The 20969-nt window shown below is 71.7% G+C and carries 19 protein-coding genes; 3 read left to right on the forward strand and 16 right to left on the reverse strand.

Annotated features, from left to right (window positions below; translation table 11 throughout):
• Positions 1-462: 462 nt before the first annotated feature.
• The 15 genes from tyrS to infC all read right to left on the reverse strand — a co-directional run bounded on the left by tyrS (position 463) and on the right by infC (position 16739).
• The gene (gene tyrS / locus BM028_RS04740; RefSeq protein ID WP_092385007.1) at positions 463-1776 is read right to left on the reverse strand and encodes a tyrosine--tRNA ligase; all 1314 of its coding nucleotides are present in this window, start codon (positions 1774-1776) and stop codon (positions 463-465) included.
• A gap of 49 nt (positions 1777-1825) precedes the next feature.
• A complete protein-coding gene (locus BM028_RS04745) occupies positions 1826-2521 on the reverse strand; it encodes a DNA-3-methyladenine glycosylase (RefSeq protein ID WP_092385009.1) in 696 nt (231 codons plus the stop codon).
• Positions 2518-3969: an argininosuccinate lyase gene (gene argH, locus BM028_RS04750; RefSeq protein ID WP_092385011.1), complete on the reverse strand. Its 1452-nt coding sequence runs from the start codon at positions 3967-3969 to the stop codon at positions 2518-2520. Before argH ends, BM028_RS04745 begins: the two co-directional genes overlap by 4 nt.
• Positions 3970-4019: 50 nt before the next feature.
• Complete coding sequence (locus BM028_RS04755) at positions 4020-5216, reverse strand: argininosuccinate synthase (RefSeq protein WP_092385013.1); 1197 nt, start codon at positions 5214-5216, stop codon at positions 4020-4022.
• A gap of 15 nt (positions 5217-5231) precedes the next feature.
• Complete coding sequence (gene argF, locus BM028_RS04760) at positions 5232-6251, reverse strand: ornithine carbamoyltransferase (protein WP_254789406.1); 1020 nt, start codon at positions 6249-6251, stop codon at positions 5232-5234.
• Entirely contained in the window at positions 6248-7486 is a 1239-nt protein-coding gene (locus tag BM028_RS04765; RefSeq protein WP_092385015.1) for an acetylornithine transaminase, read from the reverse strand. Before BM028_RS04765 ends, argF begins: the two co-directional genes overlap by 4 nt.
• Entirely contained in the window at positions 7483-8520 is a 1038-nt protein-coding gene (argB, locus tag BM028_RS04770; protein WP_092385017.1) for an acetylglutamate kinase, read from the reverse strand. The genes BM028_RS04765 and argB overlap by 4 nt, the downstream gene beginning before the upstream one ends.
• Positions 8520-9719 (reverse strand): bifunctional glutamate N-acetyltransferase/amino-acid acetyltransferase ArgJ, encoded by a 1200-nt coding sequence (argJ, locus tag BM028_RS04775; RefSeq protein WP_092385019.1) that lies wholly within the window; start codon positions 9717-9719, stop codon positions 8520-8522. Before argJ ends, argB begins: the two co-directional genes overlap by 1 nt.
• Positions 9716-10813 (reverse strand): N-acetyl-gamma-glutamyl-phosphate reductase, encoded by a 1098-nt coding sequence (locus BM028_RS04780; protein WP_092385021.1) that lies wholly within the window; start codon positions 10811-10813, stop codon positions 9716-9718. The genes argJ and BM028_RS04780 overlap by 4 nt, the downstream gene beginning before the upstream one ends.
• Before the next feature lie 77 nt (positions 10814-10890).
• Positions 10891-13383, reverse strand: coding sequence for a phenylalanine--tRNA ligase subunit beta (pheT, locus tag BM028_RS04785; protein ID WP_092385023.1), 2493 nt, complete (start codon positions 13381-13383; stop codon positions 10891-10893).
• A complete protein-coding gene (gene pheS, locus BM028_RS04790) occupies positions 13383-14423 on the reverse strand; it encodes a phenylalanine--tRNA ligase subunit alpha (protein WP_070419380.1) in 1041 nt (346 codons plus the stop codon). Before pheS ends, pheT begins: the two co-directional genes overlap by 1 nt.
• Positions 14424-14493: 70 nt before the next feature.
• Entirely contained in the window at positions 14494-15339 is an 846-nt protein-coding gene (locus tag BM028_RS04795; RefSeq protein ID WP_092385025.1) for a TrmH family RNA methyltransferase, read from the reverse strand.
• Between the two features lie 66 nt (positions 15340-15405).
• Entirely contained in the window at positions 15406-15789 is a 384-nt protein-coding gene (rplT, locus tag BM028_RS04800; RefSeq protein WP_022908516.1) for a 50S ribosomal protein L20, read from the reverse strand.
• A 28-nt stretch (positions 15790-15817) separates the two neighbouring features.
• On the reverse strand, positions 15818-16012 hold the full coding sequence (gene rpmI, locus BM028_RS04805; RefSeq protein ID WP_022903519.1) for a 50S ribosomal protein L35: 195 nt from the start codon (positions 16010-16012) through the stop codon (positions 15818-15820).
• A gap of 61 nt (positions 16013-16073) precedes the next feature.
• A complete protein-coding gene (infC, locus tag BM028_RS04810; RefSeq protein WP_070417880.1) occupies positions 16074-16739 on the reverse strand; it encodes a translation initiation factor IF-3 in 666 nt (221 codons plus the stop codon).
• 283 nt (positions 16740-17022) lie between these two features.
• Between infC and BM028_RS04815 the strand changes: the two genes are divergently transcribed.
• Entirely contained in the window at positions 17023-17370 is a 348-nt protein-coding gene (locus tag BM028_RS04815) for a DUF1844 domain-containing protein (protein ID WP_071295810.1), read from the forward strand.
• Between the two features lie 102 nt (positions 17371-17472).
• Here the strand turns inward: BM028_RS04815 and BM028_RS04820 are convergent, their stop codons facing one another.
• Complete coding sequence (locus BM028_RS04820) at positions 17473-18744, reverse strand: phosphotransferase (protein ID WP_092385027.1); 1272 nt, start codon at positions 18742-18744, stop codon at positions 17473-17475.
• 199 nt (positions 18745-18943) lie between these two features.
• On the opposite strand from BM028_RS04820, the gene BM028_RS04825 reads away from it, so the two are divergent.
• On the forward strand, positions 18944-20464 hold the full coding sequence (locus BM028_RS04825; RefSeq protein ID WP_092385029.1) for a CHAD domain-containing protein: 1521 nt from the start codon (positions 18944-18946) through the stop codon (positions 20462-20464).
• A 4-nt stretch (positions 20465-20468) separates the two neighbouring features.
• Positions 20469-20924 (forward strand): MaoC/PaaZ C-terminal domain-containing protein, encoded by a 456-nt coding sequence (locus tag BM028_RS04830; protein WP_070417876.1) that lies wholly within the window; start codon positions 20469-20471, stop codon positions 20922-20924.
• Positions 20925-20969 lie beyond the last annotated feature (45 nt).

Here is a 20969-nt window from a genome sequence, read left to right on the forward strand (position 1 = left end):
CTGATGAGTCACGGGGTCAATAAATTGGCATTGACAATGTGCACGCTGTTGAGTTCTCAAGGACCAGACGCACTCCCCACTCGACCCCGAAAGAGGTTCCGCCAGAGAGGCTTTCGTTCTTGGTTTGACCACCGATGTGTCGTCGGACCCTGAGGCCCAGTGGCTCATCCCGTAGGAGAGAACCGGTGGAGTAGTCATCCTAGGCGTCGAAGCGATCCAGCGCAAGGCCAGATCTGAACTTCAGTGGAGGATGGTCCCGCTTGAGGGCCGGCGTGCTCTGGGCTTTCGCTCCAGCCGCTCCGCCGCACCTTTGGGGTGACGAGTAAGAACTATACGCAGCGTTCAGCGGGTGCGCCAAGACGGGCCACATCCCGGGCGTGTCGCGTTGTGCAACACGTGCGGCCCGGACGCAGCGATGCCCGGCTCCCACCAGGGGAACCGGGCATCGACGAGCGGCGGCGATCAGGAGAGCGTCACGCCGGCCAGGGTCTTCTTGCCACGACGGAGCACGAGCACTCCCCCGGGCAGGGCGAGGTCGGACAGCGGCGCGGTCGGGTCCTCGGCGCGAGTGTTGTTCACGTACACACCACCCTGGTCGATGGCGCGACGGGCCTCGCCGAGGGACTTCACCAACTCGGTGTCGACGAGCGCTCGGGCCACGTCCGCATCACCGGGCAGCGCCACCGACCCCGGGAGCTCCGCGATCGCCGACCGCAGGGTGGTGGCGTCGAGCGCGCCCAGGTCGCCGTTGCCGAACAACGCCGCGGAGGCATCGATCGCCGCCTGCGTCGCCGCGACCCCGTGCACGACCGCCGTCACCTCGAACGCGAGGGTCCGTTGCGCCTCGCGCCGGAACGGCTCGTCGGCCACGGCCTGCTCGAGCCGCTCGATCTCGGCGCGTGACAGGAACGTGAACTGGCGGAGCCGGGCGATCACGTCGGCGTCCGTCGTGTTGAGCCAGAACTGGTAGAACGCGTACGGCGAGGTCATGTCCGGGTCGAGCCAGATCGCGTTGCCCTCGCTCTTGCCGAACTTCGTGCCGTCGGAGTTCGTGATGAGGGGCGTCCCCAGCGCGTGTACCGTCGCCCCCTCGGCACGACGGATGAGTTCCGTCCCCGAGGTCAGGTTGCCCCACTGGTCCGAGCCGCCCGTCTGCAGGGTGCACCCGTACTGGCGGAAGAGCTCGCGGTAGTCGAGTCCCTGCAGGATCTGGTAGCTGAACTCGGTGTAGCTGATGCCCGAGTCGGAGTTCAGGCGCGCGGCGACGGCGTCCTTCTTGAGCATCGAGTTCACGCGGAAGTACTTGCCGATGTCGCGAAGGAAGTCGATCGCGGACAGCGGTGCCGTCCAGTCGAGGTTGTTCACCAGCCGCACGCCGTTCTCGCCGTCGGGGCTGAGGAACCGCGACACCTGGCCCTGCAACCGCGTGACCCACTCCTGCACGGTCTCGCGGGTGTTGAGCGTCCGTTCGGCTGTCGGCCGCGGATCGCCGATCAACCCGGTGGAACCACCGACCAGTGCGAGCGGCTTGTGCCCGGCGAGCTGGATCCGGCGCATCGTGAGCAGCTGCAGCAGGTTCCCGCAGTGCAGGGACGGCGCCGTCGGGTCGAAACCGCAGTAGTACGTGATCGGCTCGCCGTCGAGGGCCTCCTTGAGTGCCGTCTCGTCGGTGGAGACGTGCACCAGATCACGCCAGCGCAGTTCGTCCCAGACCGAGGCGAAGGTCGGGTCGTTCTGCTGGCGCGTCAGGACATCGTGAGCGGATTCACTGGACACCCAGCCATCGTAGCGGCGCGCGCGGTCCAGGAGGCGCGGCGCGGCTCCGTCAATCGAGGGCACCCTTGTGCCGCCGGTACGCCGACACCGTCGGGTCACCGGTGAGCCAGAAGCGCCAGGGGAAGCGCGCGCCGCCGGCGATGCCGCCGACGCCGGTGCGCGGCCCTCGGGAGATCCGCGGGACCGGACCGGTCGCCGCCGGACCGGGCACGGTCTCGGACAGGAGTTCCTCGACGACGCGGGTCGGTCCGACGGCGACGAGCCGCGCCTCCAGGCCGGGAGCCAGCGTCAGCACGTACGGGCCGGAGCCGTCGAGGAGTCTGCTGCCGTCGTCCTCGCCGAGCACCGCACCGAGCGCGCCGCCGAGGTTGCCGGGACCGCGCGCGAGCGCGACGTCCGTGACGGAGCCGCCGCGGCGGGAACGGGCGGTCTCGAGGCCCTCCACGACCTGCCCGCCCCGCAACAGCGATCCCGACGACGTGCCCGCCGGCGCACTGACGACGTTGACGCACGTGTGGATGCCGTAGGAGCGGTAGGCGTAGAGCGTCCCGGGCGGTCCGAACAGGTGACGGTTGCGCGGCGTCGGACCGCGGTGGCCGTGCGAGCCGGGGTCGGTGGGGCCGAAGTATGCCTCGACCTCGGTGATGCGCAGGGTCACGCCCTTGCCCGCGATCGTCGCACCGAGCAACGCCGGCGCCGAGACCGGCGCCGGTTCGGACAGCAGCGCGAGCGTGGGATCGGTCATCGGGTGGAGGGCACGCCCTCCGCCAGGTCGTGGACGCGACGGGTGAGCGACGCGAGCTGTTCGGCGACGCGGTCCGGCGCGGTGCCGCCGATGCCGGCGCGCGACGCGACGGAGCCCTCGATGGTGAGGACGCCGCGGACCTCGGGCGTGAGGTGTTCGGACACCGTCCGGTACTCGTCGTCGGTGGGGTCGTCGAGTTCGATCCCGCGCTCCTCGCAGTACCGGACCAGCGCGCCGGAGACCTCGTGCGCGTCACGGAACGGCACCCCCTGGCGGACGAGCCACTCGGCGACGTCCGTCGCGAGCGAGAATCCCTGCGGCGCGAGCTCGGCCATGCGGTCGGTGTCGAACGAGAGGGTCGCGACCATGCCGGTGACGGCGGGGAGCAGGACCTCGAGGGTGGCGACCGAGTCGAAGACGGGCTCCTTGTCCTCCTGCAGGTCGCGGTTGTACGCCAGCGGCAGGCCCTTGAGGGTTGCGAGCAGGCCGGTCAAGTTGCCGATGAGCCGTCCGGACTTGCCCCGGGCGAGCTCGGCGATGTCCGGGTTCTTCTTCTGGGGCATGATGCTCGACCCCGTGGAGAACGCGTCGTGCAGCCGGACGAAGCCGAACTCCTTCGTGTTCCAGAGGATGATCTCCTCCGCCAGGCGGGAGACGTCGATGCCGATCTGCGCGAGGACGAACGCGAACTCGGCGACCACGTCACGAGCCGCCGTGGCGTCGATCGAGTTGTCCGCGGGGCGGGCGAACCCGAGCTCGTGGGCGATCGCCGAGGGGTCGAGGCCGAGCGAGCTCCCCGCGAGGGCGCCGGCGCCGTACGGGCTCACGCTCGCGCGGTCCGCCCAGTCGCGGAGCCGCTCGAGGTCACGGACCAGGGGCCACGCGTGCGCGAGCAGGTGGTGTGCGAGGAGGACCGGCTGCGCGTGCTGCAGGTGCGTGCGACCCGGCATGATCGCGCCGGGGTGCTCGTTGGCCTGCTGGGAGATCGCGTCGACGAGGTCGATGACGAGGTGCCCGATCCGGCGACCGTGGTCGAGCATGTGCATCCGACCGAGCGTCGCGATCTGGTCGTTGCGGCTCCGGCCGGCGCGCAGCTTCCCGCCGAGCTCGGGACCGAGGTCGGCGATGAGGAGTCGTTCGAGGGCGCCGTGCACGTCCTCGTCGCTGTCGGCTGGCTGCAGCGTGCCGTCGGCGTGCGCGGACTCGAGGCGGTCGAGGCCGGCGAGCATCCGCTCGAGCTCGTCGGCCGTCAGGTACCCGGCGGTGTTGAGGGCGCGGGCGTGGGCGCGGGAGCCGGCGATGTCGTAGGGGGCGAGCTGCCAGTCGAAGTGGGTCGATCGGGAGAGGGCGGCGAGTTCGGCGCTCGGGCCGTCCGCGAAGCGGCCACCCCAGAGGGCGCCGGTGTTGGTGGCGTCGGTCTTGGCGGCGGGCTGGTTCGCGTCGGTCATGGTTCTCTCGTCGTCCGGTCGTGGGTTTTGGGGGCGGGGTGCCTGGGCGCTCAGTTGGCCAGGTCGCGGCGGGCGGAGATCTTGCTCGGCAACGACCAGATGTCGATGAACCCCTTCGCGTGCGACTGGTCGAAGGCGTCGCCCGTGTCGTAGGTCGCCAGGTCGAAGTCGTAGAGGCTCTGGCTGGAGCGGCGTCCGGTCACGACGGCTCGGCCCGCGTGGAGCCGGAGTCGGACGTCGCCGGAGACGTGCTGCTGGGTGTGGGCGATGAAGGCATCGAGGCTCCGCTTCAGGCCGCTGAACCACAGCCCGTCGTAGACCAGGTCGGCCCAGTCCGACTCGACCTGCCGCTTGTACCGGTTGACGTCGCGTTCGAGGGTCAGGTTCTCGAGCTCCTCGTGCGCGGCGATCAGGGCGACGGCGGCCGGCGCCTCGTACACCTCGCGCGACTTGATGCCGACGAGCCGGTCCTCGACCACGTCGATCCGACCGACACCGTGCTTGCCGGCGAGTGCGTTGAGCTCCTGGACGACGCGCAGCACGCTGAACCGCTGTCCGTCGATGGCGACCGGCACGCCCTGCTCGAAGGTGATCGTCACCTCGTCCGGACCGCGCGGGACGGTCGGGTCCTGCGTGTAGGCGTAGAGCTCCTCCGCCGGGGCGTTCCACGGGTCCTCGAGGTGACCGGTCTCGACCGCTCGACCCCACACGTTCTGGTCGATCGACCAGGGCGAGCGCTCCGACTGTTCGATCGGCAGCCCGTGCTGCTGGGCGTAGGCGATCGCTCGGTCGCGGGTGAGCGCGAGGTCCCGCACCGGTGCGACGCTCGTCAGGTCCGGGGCGAGGGCCGCGACCGCCGCCTCGAAGCGGACCTGGTCGTTGCCCTTGCCCGTGCACCCGTGCGCCACGCTGTCGGCACCGAGCTGCTTCGCCGTGAGCGCCAGGTGCTTCGCGATGAGGGGACGGCTCAGCGCGGAGACGAGCGGGTAGCGCTTCTGGTACAGGGCGTTGGCCTGCAGCGCGGGGACGAGGTAGTCGTCGGCGAACTCGTCCTTCGCGTCGATGACGATCGACTCGACGGCGCCGCAGTCGAGCGCGCGCTGCCGGATCGCCGCCATGTCCTCGCCGCCCTGGCCGACGTCGACCGCGAGGGCGACGACGTCCTTGCCGGTGGCGTCACGCAGCCAGCCGATGCCGACGGACGTGTCGAGTCCGCCGGAGTACGCGAGGACGACGCGGTCTGCCACGGTGGTCTCCCTGGGTCAGGCGGTCGCGGGGGCGCCGGTCGTCGCGTGGGCGCCGGTCGCGGCGGGAGCGCCGGTCGCGGTGGGAGCGCCGGTCGCGGCGGGAGCGCCGGTCGCGTTCGCAGCGAGGAGCCAGGCGAGCAGCGCCTTCTGGGCGTGGAGACGGTTCTCCGCCTCGTCCCAGATGATGCTCCGCGGACCGTCGATGACCTCGGCCGTGACCTCGAACCCACGGTCGGCGGGCAGGCAGTGCATGAACACGGCGTCGTCGGCGGCGTGCGCCATCATCGCGTCGTCCACGCGGTACCCGTTGAAGGTGTCGAGCCGCGCCTGCTTCTCGCCCTCCTTGCCCATCGACACCCAGGTGTCGGTCACGACGACGTCCGCTCCGGCGACGGCGGCGACCGGGTCGGTCACGACGAGCACGGAACCGCCGGTCACGGCAGCGCGACGCTCGGCGTCGGTGACGACCTCGGCTGCCGGGGAGAACTCGGCCGGTGCCGCGACGCGGACGTGCATGCCCGCGGTGGCCCCGGCGAGCAGGTAGGACTGCGCCATGTTGCTCGCGCCGTCGCCGATGAAGGCCACGGTCTGCCCCGCCAGGGTCCCGCGGTGCTCGCGGATGGTGAGCAGGTCAGCGAGCAGCTGGCACGGGTGGAAGTCGTCCGACAGGGCGTTGACGACTGGGACACTGGTGTTCGCCGCCATCTCCTCGAGCCCGGCCTGGCCGTAGGTGCGCCACACGATCGCCGACACCATGCGCTCGAGGACGCGTGCGGTGTCGGACGGCGTCTCCTTGCCGCCCAGCTGGCTGTTCGCCGTCGAGATGATGAGCGGGCTGCCGCCGAGGTCGGAGATGCCGACGTGGAAGGACACGCGGGTGCGGGTGGACGACTTGTCGAAGATCACGGCGACGCTCTGCGGTCCGGCGAGGGGCTTGGCACCCCACCGGTCGGCCTTCATCTGCTCGGCGAGGTCGAGGATCGCGGACTGCTCCGCCTGGCTGAGGTCGTCGTCGCGGAGGAAGTGACGGGTCATGCGGAGGTCTCCTGGGTGGTGGTGCCCTGCTCGGCGGCGACTGCGGCCAGGCTCTCGCTGAGGATCGACACGAACTCGTCGATCTCGGCGTCGGACACGACGAGCGGCGGCGCGATGCGCAGGCTCGACTCGTTCGGGGCGTTGATGATCAGGCCGCGCTCGAGCGCGGCGGCGTTGACGGCGGCGGCGACCGGGCCGGTCAGACCGACCCCGATGAGGAGGCCGGTGCCACGGACCTCTTCGACGAGGGGCGAGCCGATGCTCGCGATGCCCGCACGGATCCGCTCCCCCTTCGTCACCGCACCGGACACGAGGTCCGCGCGCTCGATCTCGGCGAGGACGGCGTTCGCCACCCGGGTGCCGAGCGGGTTGCCACCGAACGTCGAGCCGTGCTGGCCGGCCGAGAACAGTTCGGACGCCCAGCCGAAGGTGACGAGGGCGCCGATCGGGAACCCGCCCGCGATGCCCTTCGCGATCGTGATGGCGTCCGGCTCGAAGCCGTGGCCCTGGTAGGTGAACCAGTTGCCGGTCCGACCGACGCCCGTCTGGATCTCGTCGAGGATCAGCAGCGCGCCGTGTTCCGCGGTCAGGCGGCGAGCGGCGAGCAGGAACCCCTCGGGCAGGTCGACCACGCCGGCCTCGCCCTTGATCGGTTCGACGATGAGCGCGGCCACGGTGTCGTCGATCGACTCCTCGAGCGCGGCGACCGTGGAGTCGATGTGCTCGACCCCGGGGACCATCGGCAGGAAGTCCTCTTGCAGGGCGGGCTTGCCGGTGAGCGTCAGCGCGCCCATCGTGCGGCCGTGGAAGCCCTGCTTCAGCGCGAGGATGCGGGTCTTCTGCCCGTCGGTGCCCTTGTTCAGCCGTGCGAGCTTGAACGCGGCCTCGTTGGCCTCGGCACCGGAGTTGCCGAAGTACACGCGGCCGGCCTCACCCGCGCCCGTGATGCGCTTGAGGCGCTCGGCGAGCTCGAGCTGCGGCGGGGTCGCGAAGTAGTTCGAGACGTGCACGAGCTTGGCGGCCTGGTCACTGATCGCCTCGACCAGCGCGGGGTGCGCGTGGCCGAGCGAGTTGACGGCGATGCCGGCGAGGAAGTCGAGGTACTCGTTGCCGTCGACGTCCCAGACGCGGCAGCCCTCGCCGCGCTCGAGCATGATCTTCGGCGGGGTCAGGGATCGCATGAGCGACGCCCCGAACCGGTCGTTCCAGGTCTCGGTCTGCGTCTCGGTGCTCACTGCGGCTGTCCCTTCTCGGTCGTGCTGGCCACGTGTTGGCCGGTGGTGCTGCTCGTCGACGGTGCTGCGACGCGTCGGCCGATCTCGGCGTGGGTCATCTGGTTCTCGGTGCGTCGGCTCGGGTCCGGGATCACCTCGGTGCCGGCGCCGCGCAGGGTGAACACCTCGAGCAGGATCGAGTGCGGGATCCGCCCGTCGATGATCGTCGCGCCGCCGACCCCGCCGACCACGGCGTCGAGGCACGCGGTCATCTTCGGGATCATGCCCGACTCGAGCGACGGCAGGAGGGCGCGGAGTTCCTCGACCGCGATGAGGTCGACGATCGAGTCGCGGTCCGGCCAGTTGCGGTACAGGCCGGGGACATCGGTGAGCATCATGAGCTTCGACGCCTTGAGGGCGATCGCGAGTGCGCCCGCCGCGGCGTCGGCGTTCACGTTGAGCGCCTGGTCCGGGTGGGCGTCGTCGATGGCGATGCTCGACACCACGGGGATGCGGCCGGCCTCGATCGCGGCGAGCACACCGGAGGGATCGACGTGCGTGATGTCGCCGACGTGCCCGAGGTCGAAGGGCTCGCCGTCGACGACGACGCCCTTCTTCTCGCCGGTGAACAGCGAGCCGCCGTCACCGAAGACGCCGACCGCCAGGCCCTCGCCGTGCTCGTTCATCAGGTCGACGATCTCGCGGTTGACCTCGCCGGCGAGCACGTCGCGGACGACCGTGATCGCCTCGGTCGTGGTGACGCGGTAGCCGCCGCGGAACTCGGACGCGATGCCCTGTTCCTTCAGCGCCGCCGAGATCTGCGGGCCGCCGCCGTGCACGACCACCGGGTGGAGGCCGGCGTACCGGAGGTAGACCATGTCCTCGGCGAACGCGCGCTTGAGGTCCTCGTTCACCATGGCGTTGCCGCCGAACTTGACGACGACGATCTTGCCCGAGAACCGCTTCAGCCACGGCAGGGACTCGATGAGGGTCGCGGCCTTGACGGTCGCGAGCTCGTGCTCTTCTTCCTTCGAGAGGATGCTGTCGTCGGCCATCAGCTGGAGTACGCGCTGTTCTCGTGGACGTAGTCGTGCGTGAGGTCGTTCGTCAGGATCGTCGCCGAGAACGGTCCGACGCCGAGGTCGATGAGGACGTCGGTGTCGCGCGGCGTCAGGTCGACGCGGTCGCTCGGCTCGTCCGGGGCGCCGGCGTGGCAGACACGGACCCCGTTCATCGAGACGTCGACGGCGTACGGGTCGAACTCGGCGTCGGTGGTGCCGATCGCCGCGAGCACCCGACCCCAGTTCGGGTCGTTGCCGTACACCGCGGCCTTGAACAGGTTGTTCCGGGCGACGCTCCGGCCGACCGTGACGGCGTCGTCCTCGGTCGCGGCGTTCACGACGTGGATCGCGATGTCGTGGCTCGCGCCCTCGGCGTCCTGCTGCAGCTGCCGTGCGAGGTCGGCGCAGACCGCGGTCAGGGCTTCTTGGAAGTCACCGACCTCGGGCGTGACGCCGCTCGCGCCGGAGGACAGCAGCACCACGGTGTCGTTCGTCGACATGCAGCCGTCCGAGTCGACCCGGTCGAAGGTGACGCGGGTGGCGGCCCGGAGCGCCTGGTCGAGCTCGTCCGAGCCGACGACGGCGTCCGTGGTGATCACGACGAGCATCGTCGCGAGCCCGGGTGCGAGCATGCCCGCGCCCTTGGCCATGCCGCCGACGGTCCAGCCGTCCTCGGTCACGACCGACTGCTTCGGCTTCGTGTCGGTGGTCATGATGGCGGTCGCGGCGTCCGGACCACCGTCAGCCGACAGTGCCGCACTCGCGAGGTCGACGCCCCTGAGGACGTTGTCGCGGAACGTCTGGTCGCCGACCCCGATGAGGCCGGTCGAGCAGACGACGACGTCGCCGGCGCCGATGCCGAGCGCCTCGCCCACGGCTTCGGCGGTCATGTGGGTGGTCTGGAAGCCGAACGGACCGGTGAAGCAGTTCGCGCCGCCGGAGTTCAGGACGACCGCTCGGGCGGTGCCGTCACCGACCGCCTGGCGCGACCAGATCACGGGGTGCGCCTGGGCACGGTTGCTGGTGAAGACCGCGGCCACTGCGGCGTCCGGCCCGTCGTTGACGACGAGGGCCACGTCGGGCTTGCCGCTCGACTTGAGACCGGCGGTCACGCCGGCCGCGCGGAAGCCCGCTGCCGCGGTGACGCCCTGGAGGCCCGGATCGGTGTGGGTGGGCTGGCTTGCGTCGGTCACGGTGCGACTCCGTCCACGCTGAGGCCGAGGGTCTCCGGGAAGCCCAGGGCGATGTTCGTCGACTGGACCGCGGCACCGGCGGTGCCCTTGGCCAGGTTGTCGAGGGCGCTCACCGCGACGACGCGACCGGCGGCCTCGTCGACCGCGAGCCCGATCAGTGCGGTGTTCGCGCCGATGGTGTCGGCGACCCGGGGGAACTCGCCCTCGGGCAGGAGGTGCACGAAGGGCTCGTCGGCGTAGGCCTGCTCCCAGGCGAGCCGGACGTCACGGGCGCTCACACCGGGCGCGAGCTTCGCGGTCGTCGTCGCCAGGATGCCGCGGGACATCGGGACGAGGACCGGCGTGAACGAGATCGTCACGTCGGACGCGCCGGCGACCACGAGGTTCTGCTGGATCTCCGGGACGTGGCGGTGCTTCCCGCCGACCGCGTACGCGCTCGCGGAGCCCATGATCTCGGACGCCAGGTAGGTGTTCGCGAGCTTCTTGCCGGCACCGCTCGGGCCGACGCTCAGCACGGCAACGAGGTCGTCCGACTCGATCAGCCCGGCCTGGATGCCCGGCTGGATGCCGAGCGTGACCGCGGTCACGTTGCACCCGGGGACGGCGATCCGCTTCGTCCCCACGAGCGCCGCCCGCTGCCGGCTCTGCGTCTGGATGTCGTCCACGTCACGCCACTCGTCCGCCGACCCGGGCGTCGGCGCCGCGTGCAGCAGCTCCGGCAGCCCGTAGGTCCATGCGCCGTGGTAGTCGCCGCCGTAGAACGCTTCCCACGCCGCCGGGTCGGTCAGCCGGTGGTCCGCGCCGCAGTCCACGACGAGGGCGTCGTCGCCGAGCTCCGCGGTGATCGCCCCGGACTGGCCGTGCGGCAGCGCGAGGAACACGACGTCGTGTCCGCGCAGGTTGTCCGCCGTCGTCGGCTCGAGGGTCAGGTGCGACAGCGAGCGGAGGTGCGGCTGCGTCGCGATGAGCGGCTGTCCGGCGTTCGAGAACGCCGTCACCGTCCTGACGTCGAACTCGGGATGGGCGGAGAGCACGCGCAGGAGCTCACCGCCCGCGTAGCCGGAGGCTCCCGCCACGGCGACGGATACGGACATGGGATTCCACCTTTGGTCGGACTGGTCGTCGAGAGAGTCGGAGGCGGCGGCCCCGGGCGGTGCTGGTCCCGATGGGATCAGTCGCGCAGGGTCGCCCCGAATCGCTCGCCGGCACGTCGGACGGCGCCGTCACGGGCCTCAGTGGCCTCGGCAGCGGTCAGCGTGCGGTCCGTGGCACGGAAGCGCAGCGCGAACGTCAGGGACTTCTGTCCCTCGTCCACGCCGGAGCCCCGGTAGTCATCCACGAGGCGAGCATACTCCAACAGCTCTCCGGCACCAGAGCGCACCGCATCCAGTACGTCACCCGCCGGTACGTCGGCACCCACCACGAGGGACAGGTCCTGCGTCGCCGCCGGGTAGGACACGATCGGTGCCACCGACACCAGCTCGGGTGCCGCCCGGACCATGGCGTCGAGGTCGAGTTCGACGACCGCGACGACGCGCGGCAGGACCGCTGCCTCGGTCAGCTCGGGCAGGAGTTCACCCGCGACGCCGACGACGGTTCCGTCCACGAGGAGCGATGCCGCACGGCCCGGGTGCAGGGACGGGTGCGTCGTCTGCGCCACCGTGAGCTCGACCCCGACCGCCCACGCGACGGCGCGCGCGACGTCGAGTGCGTCCGCGATGCCGTACGGCTCCGGCTGCACGCCGGGCTGCTTCACGACCCGATTGCCGGTGAGCAGCGCGGACACGTGGAACGGCTGCGGCGGCAGGGACGCGTCGAGCGCGGTGAGGGTGTCGCGGTCCGGGAGCACGGCACCGGCCGGGACCGTGTCGGTGCCGAGCGTCTCGCCCGCGACCGGCAGGAACACCCGCGAGGTCTCGTAGAGCGCGACGTCGACGAGGCCGCGCGACACGTTGCGGCGGGCGGCGTCGACGAGTGCCGGCACCCCACTGCGACGGAGGAGGCTCTGCTCGCTGTCGAGGGCGTTCGCGAGGACCACGCTCGGCCCGCCGGCACCGTCGATACCCGGGTAGGCGTCCTGCGTGGCCTGCGACACGAAGGGTGCGGTGACGACCTCGACCAGGCCGTCGGCGGCGAGTGCAGCGGCGACGCGACGACGTGCCTGCTGGTGACCGGTCAGCCCACGGCCGGGCGGCGCGACGGGGAGGACGCTCGGGATGCGGTCGTAGCCGACGATGCGCGCGACCTCTTCGACGAGGGTGGTGTCGTCGGTGAGGTCGGGGCGCCAGGTCGGCGGCACGACGGCGAGCGTGTCCCCGTCGACGTCGACCGACGCACCGATCGCGCGCAGGGTGTCGATGACCTCGGCGTCGGTGTAGTCGACGCCGACGAGCTCGGCCGGACGGGCGATGCGCATCGTGACCGTCGGACGGGGCTCGGTGTCGACGAGCGTCGAGCCGAGGGTGTCCGCGGTGCCGCCCGCGAGCTCGACGAGGAGCTCGACCGCACGGTTCGCAGCGGCCTCGGCCACGAGCGGGTCGACGCCGCGCTCGAAGCGTCGGGACGCCTCGCTCGGGAGCTTGTGCCGACGCGCGGTCCGGGCGATGGAGGTCTGGTCGAAGCCGGCCGCCTCGATCAGGACGTCGGTCGTCGCGTCGGAGATCTCGGTCCGGGCGCCGCCCATCACGCCGGCGAGGCCGACGGGACCGGAGTCGTCGGTGATGACGAGGTCTTCCGGGTCGAGCGTCCGCTCGACGTGGTCGAGGGTCGTCAGGGTCTCGCCGGCAGCAGCACGACGGACACCGAGCCCGCCCTGCAGCGTCCGGAGGTCGTACCCGTGCAGCGGCTGACCGAGCTCGAACATGACGTAGTTCGTGATGTCGACGGGCAGCGAGATCGACCGGACACCGGCGAGGGCGAGGCGCGAGACCATCCACGCCGGGGTCTTCGCGGTCGGGTCGATGCCACGGACGACACGGGTGACGAACGTGTGCGCGCCGACCCGGCCGCGCACCGGGGCCCGGTCGTCGATCACGACCGGGAAGCCCTCGGCGCTGCGGGGGGCGACCCGCTCGACCGGGTCGTGGAAGGTCGCGCCGGTGGCGTGGGCGTACTCGCGAGCGACGCCGCGCATGCTCAGCACGTACCCGCGGTCCGGGGTCACGTTGATCTCCACCGCGGCGTCGTCGAGACCGAGGAGCGCGATGGCGTCCGCGCCGACCTCGGGCTCCATGCCGAGGTCCGCGAAGCGGAGGATGCCGTCGTGCTCGTCGCCGAGACCGAGCTCGCGTGCCGAGGCGATCATGCCGTCGGACACGTGCCCGTAGGTCTTGCGTGCCGCGATCGGGAACGGCCCGGGCAGGACGGCGCCGGGGAGCGTGACGACTACGAGGTCGCCGACGTCGAAGTTGTGCGCGCCGCAGACGATGCCGCGGGGCTCGGGCTCGCCGACGTCCACCTGGCACCAGTTGATCGTCTTGCCGTTCTTCTGCGGCTCGGGCTCGCGCTCGAGCACGCGGCCGACGACGATCGGGCCCGTGAGGTCGTAGGTGTGGACGTCCTCTTCCTCGAAGCCCACCGACACGAGCGCCGCGTGGACGTGCTCGAGGGTGACGTCGTCGGGGAGGTCGACGGACTCGCCGAGCCAACGGAGTGGGACGCGCATCAGACCACCGTTCCGAACTGCTGCGAGAAGCGGATGTCGCCCTCGAGGAAGTCACGCATGTCGTTCAGGCCGTTGCGGAACTGCAGCGTCCGCTCGATGCCCATGCCGAACGCGAAGCCCTGGTACTCGGCCGGGTCGATGCCGGCGGCGCGCAGGACGTTCGGGTTGACCATGCCGCAGCCGCCCCACTCGACCCACCGAGCGCCGCCCTTGGCGTTCGGCTGCCAGACGTCCATCTCGGCGCTGGGTTCGGTGAACGGGAAGTAGTTCGGGCGGAGACGGATCTGCGCCTCGGCCCCGAACATCTGGCGCGCGAAGTGCTCGAGCGTGCCGCGCAGGTGCGCCATCGTCAGGCCCTTGTCGATCGCGATGCCCTCGACCTGAGTGAAGACCGGCAGGTGCGTGGCGTCGAGCTCGTCGGCGCGGTACACCCGGCCCGGCGCGATGACGTAGAGCGGCAGGTCGCGCGAGAGCAGCGACCGCACCTGCACCGGGGAGGTGTGCGTGCGCATGACGAGGTGGCGCTCGACCGGCTCGACGAAGATCGTGTCGGCCATCGCCCGGGCCGGGTGGTCCGGGTCGAAGTTCAACGCGTCGAAGTTGAACCACTCGTGCTCGAGCTCGGGGCCTTCCGCGACTTCCCACCCCATGCCGACGAAGATGTCGGCCACGGTCTCGTTGAGGAGCGACAGCGGGTGCCGCGAGCCGGGCGCGCGGCGGACCGGGAGCGCGGTGACGTCGACACGCTCGGCGTCGAGACGTGCACGTTCCTCGGCTTCGGCGAGCACGGACTCCTGCTCGGCGATCGCCGCGTTCACCTGCCCACGGGCCTGTCCGACGAGCTTGCCCGCGGCCGCCTTCTGCTCCTTCGGCACGCTGCGCATCGACGCGTTCATCCGCGCCAGCGCGGACTGTTCGCCGGTGTGCTCGGCCCTGGCCTGCTTCAGCTCGGCGACGGTCGTCGTGGCGCGGACCGCCGCGAGGGCCCGGTCCACGGCGTCGGCGACGGCCGATTCGCTGATCTCGAGAGGTTCTGACACGAGACCCAAGCCTACCGGCCCGTGGGATACCGCCGTCCGGTACCGGACGGTCTGGGGAGGAGTCCCCTGATCAGTCGCCTGTGGAGGGACGAGCCGTGCGCTGCGCGAACGCCGACTCGTACAGGCAGACGGACGCCGCGGTCGCGAGGTTCATCGACTCCGCCTTGCCGTAGATCGGCACCTTCACGGCGCGGTCGACGAGGGCGAGGTCCTCGGTGGTGAGACCACGTGCCTCGTTGCCGAACACCCACGCGGTCGGACCGTCGAGCATGCCGTCGGCGCGGACCTCGGGCAGGTCGTCGCCCGAGACGTCGGCGGCCAGGATCGTGTACCCGAGGCCCCGGGCACGGGACACCGCGTCGGCGAGCGTCACGCCGACCGACACCGGCACGTGGAAGAGCGAGCCCGTGGTCGACCGCACGACCTTCGGGTTGTACGGGTCGACGCTGCGCCCGGTGAGGACCACCGCGTCGGCGCCGGCGGCGTCGGCCGCACGGATGATGGTGCCGGCGTTGCCCGGATCACGCACCTCTTCGAGGATCGCGACGATCCCCGGCAGGCCGCCACGCGCCTCCTGGGCGGCACCGGCGTCGGGGAAGACGTCCTTCACCGACGTCGGGAACTGCTGGCACACCGCGACGACGCCCTGCGGCGTCACGGTGTCCGCCATCGCGTCGAGAACCTGTTCGGTCACGAACCACGTGTCGACCGGCGCGTCGTCGAGACCGTAGCGCGCGGCCGCGGTCGGGGTCACGTAGAGCCCGCGGAGGAGCTCCGGGCGGTACTCGATCGCCTCGCGCACCGCCTGCGGCCCTTCGAGCAGGAACAGGCCCGTGTCAGCGCGCACGTCCTTCTTCGACAGCGCTGCGACGGCTCGGACTCGGCCGGCCTTGGGGTTCTCGAGGAGATCGCTCACGGGACAAGTCTAGGAACGACGAAACCCCCGCCGGACCGGCGGGGGTTTCGCGAGCAGAAGAACTGACTACGCAGCCTTCGGGGCCGAGGTGTCGGCCGGGAGCGCCTTCTTGGCGGTCTCGACGAGCGCCGCGAACGTCTCGGGGTTGTTCACCGCGAGGTCCGCGAGGATGCGACGGTCGACCTCGACGCCGGCAAGGCCGAGGCCCTGGATGAGGCGGTTGTAGGTCAGGCCGTTCGCACGCGACGCGGCGTTGATGCGCTGGATCCAGAGGCGACGGAACTCGCCCTTCTTCGCGTGACGGTCGCGGTACGCGTAGACGAGGGAGTGGGTGACCTGCTCCTTGGCCTTGCGGTACAGACGCGAACGCTGACCGCGGTAGCCCTCGGCGCGCTCGAGGATGACGCGGCGCTTCTTGGCGGCGTTGACCGCTCTCTTTACTCGTGCCATTGATCTATTCCTTTACGTTCTGCGGGGCTCAGTGGCCGAGGAGCTTCTTGACGTTCTTCGCGTCAGCCTTGGCGAGGACCTGGTCCTCGTTGAGGCGGGCCTTGCGCTTGGCGCTCTTGACCTCGAGGTTGTGACGCATACCGGCCTGCTGCTTCATGATCTTGCCGCTGCCGGTGACCTTGAAGCGCTTCTTCGACCCGGAGTGGGTCTTCTGCTTGGGCATGGTGGTGCCTTTCCGTGGGATGGATGGGGAGCCGCGTCGTTGCGGGATCGGTCGGTGAGACCTATTCGGCGGGAGCTTCGGCCTGCGCGGGCTCGGGAGCCACGTCGGTGGTCTCGTCCTTGCCCTTCGCAGCGTGCTCCGACGCACGACGCTCGGCCTTCTGAGCAGCGCGCTTGGCGTTCTGCTCACCCTTGACGTCGGACTTGTTCTTGAGCGGGGCGATGATCATCGTCATGTTGCGGCCGTCCTGGGTCGGACGCGACTCGACGACACCGAACTCGGCGATCTCCTCGGCGAACTTCTGGAGGAGACGGACACCCTGCTCCGGACGCGACTGCTCGCGGCCACGGAAGAGGATCATCGCCTTCACCTTGTCGCCACCGAGGAGGAAGCCCTCGGCGCGCTTGCGCTTCGTCTCGTAGTCGTGCACGTCGATCTTCAGGCGGAAACGGACTTCCTTGAGGTCCGTGTTCACCTGGTTGCGACGCGCTTCCTTGGCCTTCTGAGCGGCCTCGTACTTGAACTTGCCGTAGTCCATGATCTTCGCCACGGGCGGCTTCGAGTTCGGCGCGACCTCGACCAGATCCAGCTCGGCTTCCTGCGCGAGGCGCAGTGCGACGGCGATGGGGACAACGCCGACCTGCTCGCCCTGGGGGCCGACGAGTCGGACCTCGGGGACGCGGATTCGGTCGTTGGTACGGGGATCGGGAATGCGGAGCTCCTTCAATCAGGTGGTGGCCGTCCGGGGCGTTTGCCCTGGACGACGGCACGAGAGAGGAGATCTGACGCACGGATCGTGACCCGTTCGGCAGCCGCCCGACGCCGACCCCTGCGGGACGGCCGACCGACGCGGACGCCGGTGGAGCGGTGTGGACCCGGTAGCCTGTGGTGCGCGGCCGCGGGTGGGAGAGACTCCTCTTTCGTGACGCTGCGGGAGTGATCGGCCTCGTTCGCACGAGTCCGGGCACACTGACAGCATCTGCCGCGGACGAGTCTAGCAGAGGAGCACCGTGACCGACACCCCATCCCCCGAGCCCGACGAGGCCGCCCGCGACATCTCGGAGGTGCCGGCCGTCGAACTCATCAACACCGTGGCGGTGCACCTCCTCAGCGCGGCCGCCGTCAAGGTGGGTCTCGCGGACGACCCCGAGCAGCAGACGGACCTCGACGAGGCGCGCAAGCTCATCACGGCGCTCGCGGGGCTCGTCACCGCCGCGGCGACGGAGATCGGGGACCACCACGCCCGCCCGCTGCGCGACGGGCTCCGTTCGGTGCAGCTCGCGTTCCGCGAGGCGTCGAGCATCCAGGACGCGCCGGGTGCCGGACCGGGTGAGAAGTACACCGGACCCGTCAACTGACGGGCGTCACCCGATGACGGACGGGAGGCGCGGTGCCGGCTGGCACCGCGCCTCCCGTCCGTCATCCGGTCCGGTCCAGGGCCGCAGCCCTCGGCCCGTCGGTCAGGCCGCGCTGCGCGCGACCAGGCGCGTGACCGCGGCGAGCGGGATCCCGCCCCAGTCGGGACGGTTGCGGGTCTCGTAGACGACCTCGTAGACGGCCTTGTCGAGTTCGAACGCGTCGAGCAGTTCCCGGTGGGTACGCAGGTCCGATCCCGTCCCCTGCTGGTAGCCGTCGAGGAACGCCGACCGGGCGTCCTGCGCCCACTCCCCCGCGTCGACGGGTTCGGCGTCCTGGGCGAGCGACCCCTGGACGTAGTCGAACGAGCGCAGCATGCCGGCGACGTCCCGGAGCGTGACGTCCGGCAGGGAGCGCTCGGTGAGCGGCCGGAGCGGCTCGCCCTCGAAGTCGAGGAAGACCCAGCCGCGGGGTTCCGGAGCGGCGAGCACCTGTCCGAGGTGCAGGTCGCCGTGGATGCGCTGCAGGTCGGGCCAGTCGGCGTCGGCGGCCCGGGCGTAGACCGCACGGACGGCGTCGACGTGCGGGGCGATCGCCGGGGCCTCGCGTGCCGCGGCGTCGAGCCGGCCGTGCATCGTCGCGATCGCGGCGGCACGGCGGTCGTCGTCGGCTGGCTCGGTCGGCAGGGCGTCGGCGAGGGTGCGGTGCACCTCGGCGAGCGCGAGCCCGAGCCGCTCGGCGTCGGATGCGAAGGGGATGCCCTCGCGGGCGTCGCCGAGCGCCACGCGCCAGGCGTCCTGCAGCCCCGGCAGGAACTCCTGGGCGAAGGCCAGGTGCCCGGTCGCGGTGCCGTCGGAGCGCCCCGGGTCCGGCCAGCTCCCGCGGAGCGCGCCGTACACGCGCGGCACCCGGGCGCTGCCCGCGGCAGAGAGGGCGAGCTGCGTGGTGACGTCCGGGTTGTCGCCGTGGTGCAGCACGCGGAAGACCTTCACGATGACCTCGGCGCCGGTGTCCGTCTCGCAGATCACCGAGGTGTTCGACTGTTCGCCGCTGAGCACCCGGGACCGCCTGACCGTGCCGATCGGGACGAGGCTCTCGTCGTCGGCGTCGATGCGCGCGGCGAGGGACCGGATCCAGTCCGGATCGGCGGTCGCATCGTGCACGGTCCCGGCCGCGTCGGGGCTGACCGGCGCCTGGTAGAGGACGGGGCCGGTCGGGGCGTCGTCGAGGACGAGGCGGGTACCGGCGGGCTGCGCGAGGGTTCGGAGCCGCGGGGTGGTGCCCTTCGCCGTGTACCAGCGCTGGTGGGCGATCCAACCCTCGAGGGTGCGGTCGGTGGGCTCGCCGGGGGCGGGGACGGGTGCCTCGTCGCTCATGGGGCGAACCGTACGCGCCGGGGGCTGAGGGTGGTGCGCTGGGTCGTGGGTCGTGGGGCGTGGGGCGCTGGGCGCTGGGGTCGTGGGGCGCTGGGTTCGGGTCGTCCGCTGTCCTCCACAGGGCGTCGTTCCGGGTGCGGCATCCACAGAACGCGGCAGGCCCGGTGACGAGGGCCCCGCGGCGGACGACACTGACGGCATGCAGACCCCGCACCCGGAGCCGCTCGGCCACACCGACCCCCGTCGCACGTGGCGCATCGCCGACGACCGGCGACTGCCCGCCCTCGAACCCTTCGCCGACCGCGTCCACCGGCACGGTCCCGTGGTGCTGCGCGAGCACCTGTGGGACACCGACGACCGGGTCCTCGCGGCCGAGGGCGTCGAGCTCCTCCGGTCGGACGCCGGGTGGAGCGTCGACCGCGGTGACGGACCGGTCGAGGTGCCCCCGGACCTCGACGGCGGCGACGACCACGATGCAGACCACGTACCGCGCGACGTGGTCGAAGTCTTCCTGCGCGGCCGCCCGGTCCGGGTCGTCCGGGTGCGGGACACGGTGACGAGCCTCGTCGAGCTGCGCGGTCGGGACGGGCGGCTCCGCGCCGAGGTGGCCGACGTCCGTGTGGACGAGGGCGAGCCTGACGCCGCGGTGCTCCGGTCGGCTCGGTGGTGGGCGCTGAGCGACGACGGGCGGGGCGGGACGGTGTCCCGGGCTGCGGAGCGGGCGCTGGCGGACGCGGCGGAACCCGGGGCGGGTGGTGGCGCCCGGGGTGGGGCCGGGCGCGCTGGTGGCGGAGCCGGGCGCCCTGCGCTCCGTGCCGCACCCGAGCGTCGGAAGGGGTCGGCGGCACGCCCACGACGGGGCTCCGCGGCCGCTGCCCTGCGAGCGGCCCTCCGGTCGTTGCGCGCCGACCTCGTCGCGGTCGACCCGAGGGTGCGTGCCGACGAGCACGGGTCGGTGCACGACCTCCGGAAGGTCCTGCGTCGGCTGCGGAGCGTGCTGGCCGCGTACCGCGGTGCCCTCGACCGCGACGCCACCGAACCCCTGCGCGCCGAACTGGCCGAGGTCTCGCGGGTGGCCGGTGTCGCCCGCGACGCCGAGGTCCTGCGCGACCGGTTGCTCCGCACGGCCGGCCGCGCTCCCGAGGGCTTCGTCGACGCCGAGACCCTCGACCGGATCGGTGCGCACGTCGCCGAGTCCCGCGCGGCGGCGGCCGCCGACCTCCGGCACACCCTGCGCTCGGCGACGTGGTTCCGGGCGCTGGACCGCCTCGACGACCTCGTCGCCCGGGCGCCGCGGGGACCGCACGCCGACGACGACGCCCAGGCGTTCGCCGTCCGCCGGATCGCGCGCGAGCGGAAGCGGGTCGCGAAGGCGATCGACGGCGGCACCGAGACGCTCGACGACCTGCACGAGGTCCGGAAGGCGGCGCGGCGGCTGCGCTACGCCCTGCAGGCCGCCGACGGGGCGACGGACCTCGGGAAGCGGCGCCTCGGGTTGCTGCGGCGGGTCCAGGACGGCCTCGGCGAGGTACTCGACGCGGCGCACGCCACCGCGGCCCACCGGGAGCTGGCGACCCTCGCGGCGAGGAGCGGGGCGGACACGTTCGGCGCCGGGGTCCTCGCCACGACCGAGCACGCCGTCGTGGAGCGCGAGCGGGACCGGGCCGAGCACCTCGTCGCCCGCCTGCGGTCGCGCGTGGCGACCGGTCTGCGAGGATGACCGGGTGCCGCACTACCTCGAAGACCTCGCCGCCGGACAGACCTTCACGACCCCGGGCCGGACCATCACCGAGGCGGACGTCGTGTCGTTCGCCTCGTGGACGAACGACAACAACCAGGTCCACACCGACGTCGAGTTCGCCGCCAGGACCCGCTACGGCCAGCGGGTCGTGCACGGGCTGCTCGGCACCTCGCTCTGCCTCGGGCTGATCGCCCGCACCGGGGTGTTCGAGGGCTCGGCCGTCGCGCTGCTCGGCATCGACCAGTGGCGCTTCACGGCGCCGGTGTTCATCGGGGACACCCTGACGTGCGAGGTCGAGATCCTGTCGACGCGGCTCACGAGCTCCGGGACGACGGGCATCGTCGAGCGGACGGTGTCGCTCCGGAACCAGCGGGGCGAGACCGTGCAGCAGGGGCGCATGGACGTCATGGTCCTGACGCGGGACGCCGCGATCGCCTGACAGGCCGGGCGGGCACTCGCCCGGAATCGTTGCCGCGCTCTTTAC

The sequence above is a fragment of the Curtobacterium sp. YR515 genome (assembly GCF_900113095.1).
Classification (GTDB): domain Bacteria; phylum Actinomycetota; class Actinomycetes; order Actinomycetales; family Microbacteriaceae; genus Curtobacterium.

Coding starts and splice junctions, on each gene's coding strand:
- BM028_RS04745 (WP_092385009.1), bottom strand. CDS start 2,521: ATGACCGATCCCACGCTCGCGCTGCTGTCCGAACCGGCGCCGGTCTCG.
- argH (WP_092385011.1), bottom strand. CDS start 3,969: ATGACCGACGCGAACCAGCCCGCCGCCAAGACCGACGCCACCAACACC.
- argF (WP_254789406.1), bottom strand. CDS start 6,251: ATGACCCGTCACTTCCTCCGCGACGACGACCTCAGCCAGGCGGAGCAG.
- argB (WP_092385017.1), bottom strand. CDS start 8,520: ATGGCCGACGACAGCATCCTCTCGAAGGAAGAAGAGCACGAGCTCGCG.
- BM028_RS04780 (WP_092385021.1), bottom strand. CDS start 10,813: ATGTCCGTATCCGTCGCCGTGGCGGGAGCCTCCGGCTACGCGGGCGGT.
- pheT (WP_092385023.1), bottom strand. CDS start 13,383: ATGCGCGTCCCACTCCGTTGGCTCGGCGAGTCCGTCGACCTCCCCGAC.
- rplT (WP_022908516.1), bottom strand. CDS start 15,789: ATGGCACGAGTAAAGAGAGCGGTCAACGCCGCCAAGAAGCGCCGCGTC.
- rpmI (WP_022903519.1), bottom strand. CDS start 16,012: ATGCCCAAGCAGAAGACCCACTCCGGGTCGAAGAAGCGCTTCAAGGTC.
- BM028_RS04820 (WP_092385027.1), bottom strand. CDS start 18,744: ATGAGCGACGAGGCACCCGTCCCCGCCCCCGGCGAGCCCACCGACCGC.
- BM028_RS04825 (WP_092385029.1), top strand. CDS start 18,944: ATGCAGACCCCGCACCCGGAGCCGCTCGGCCACACCGACCCCCGTCGC.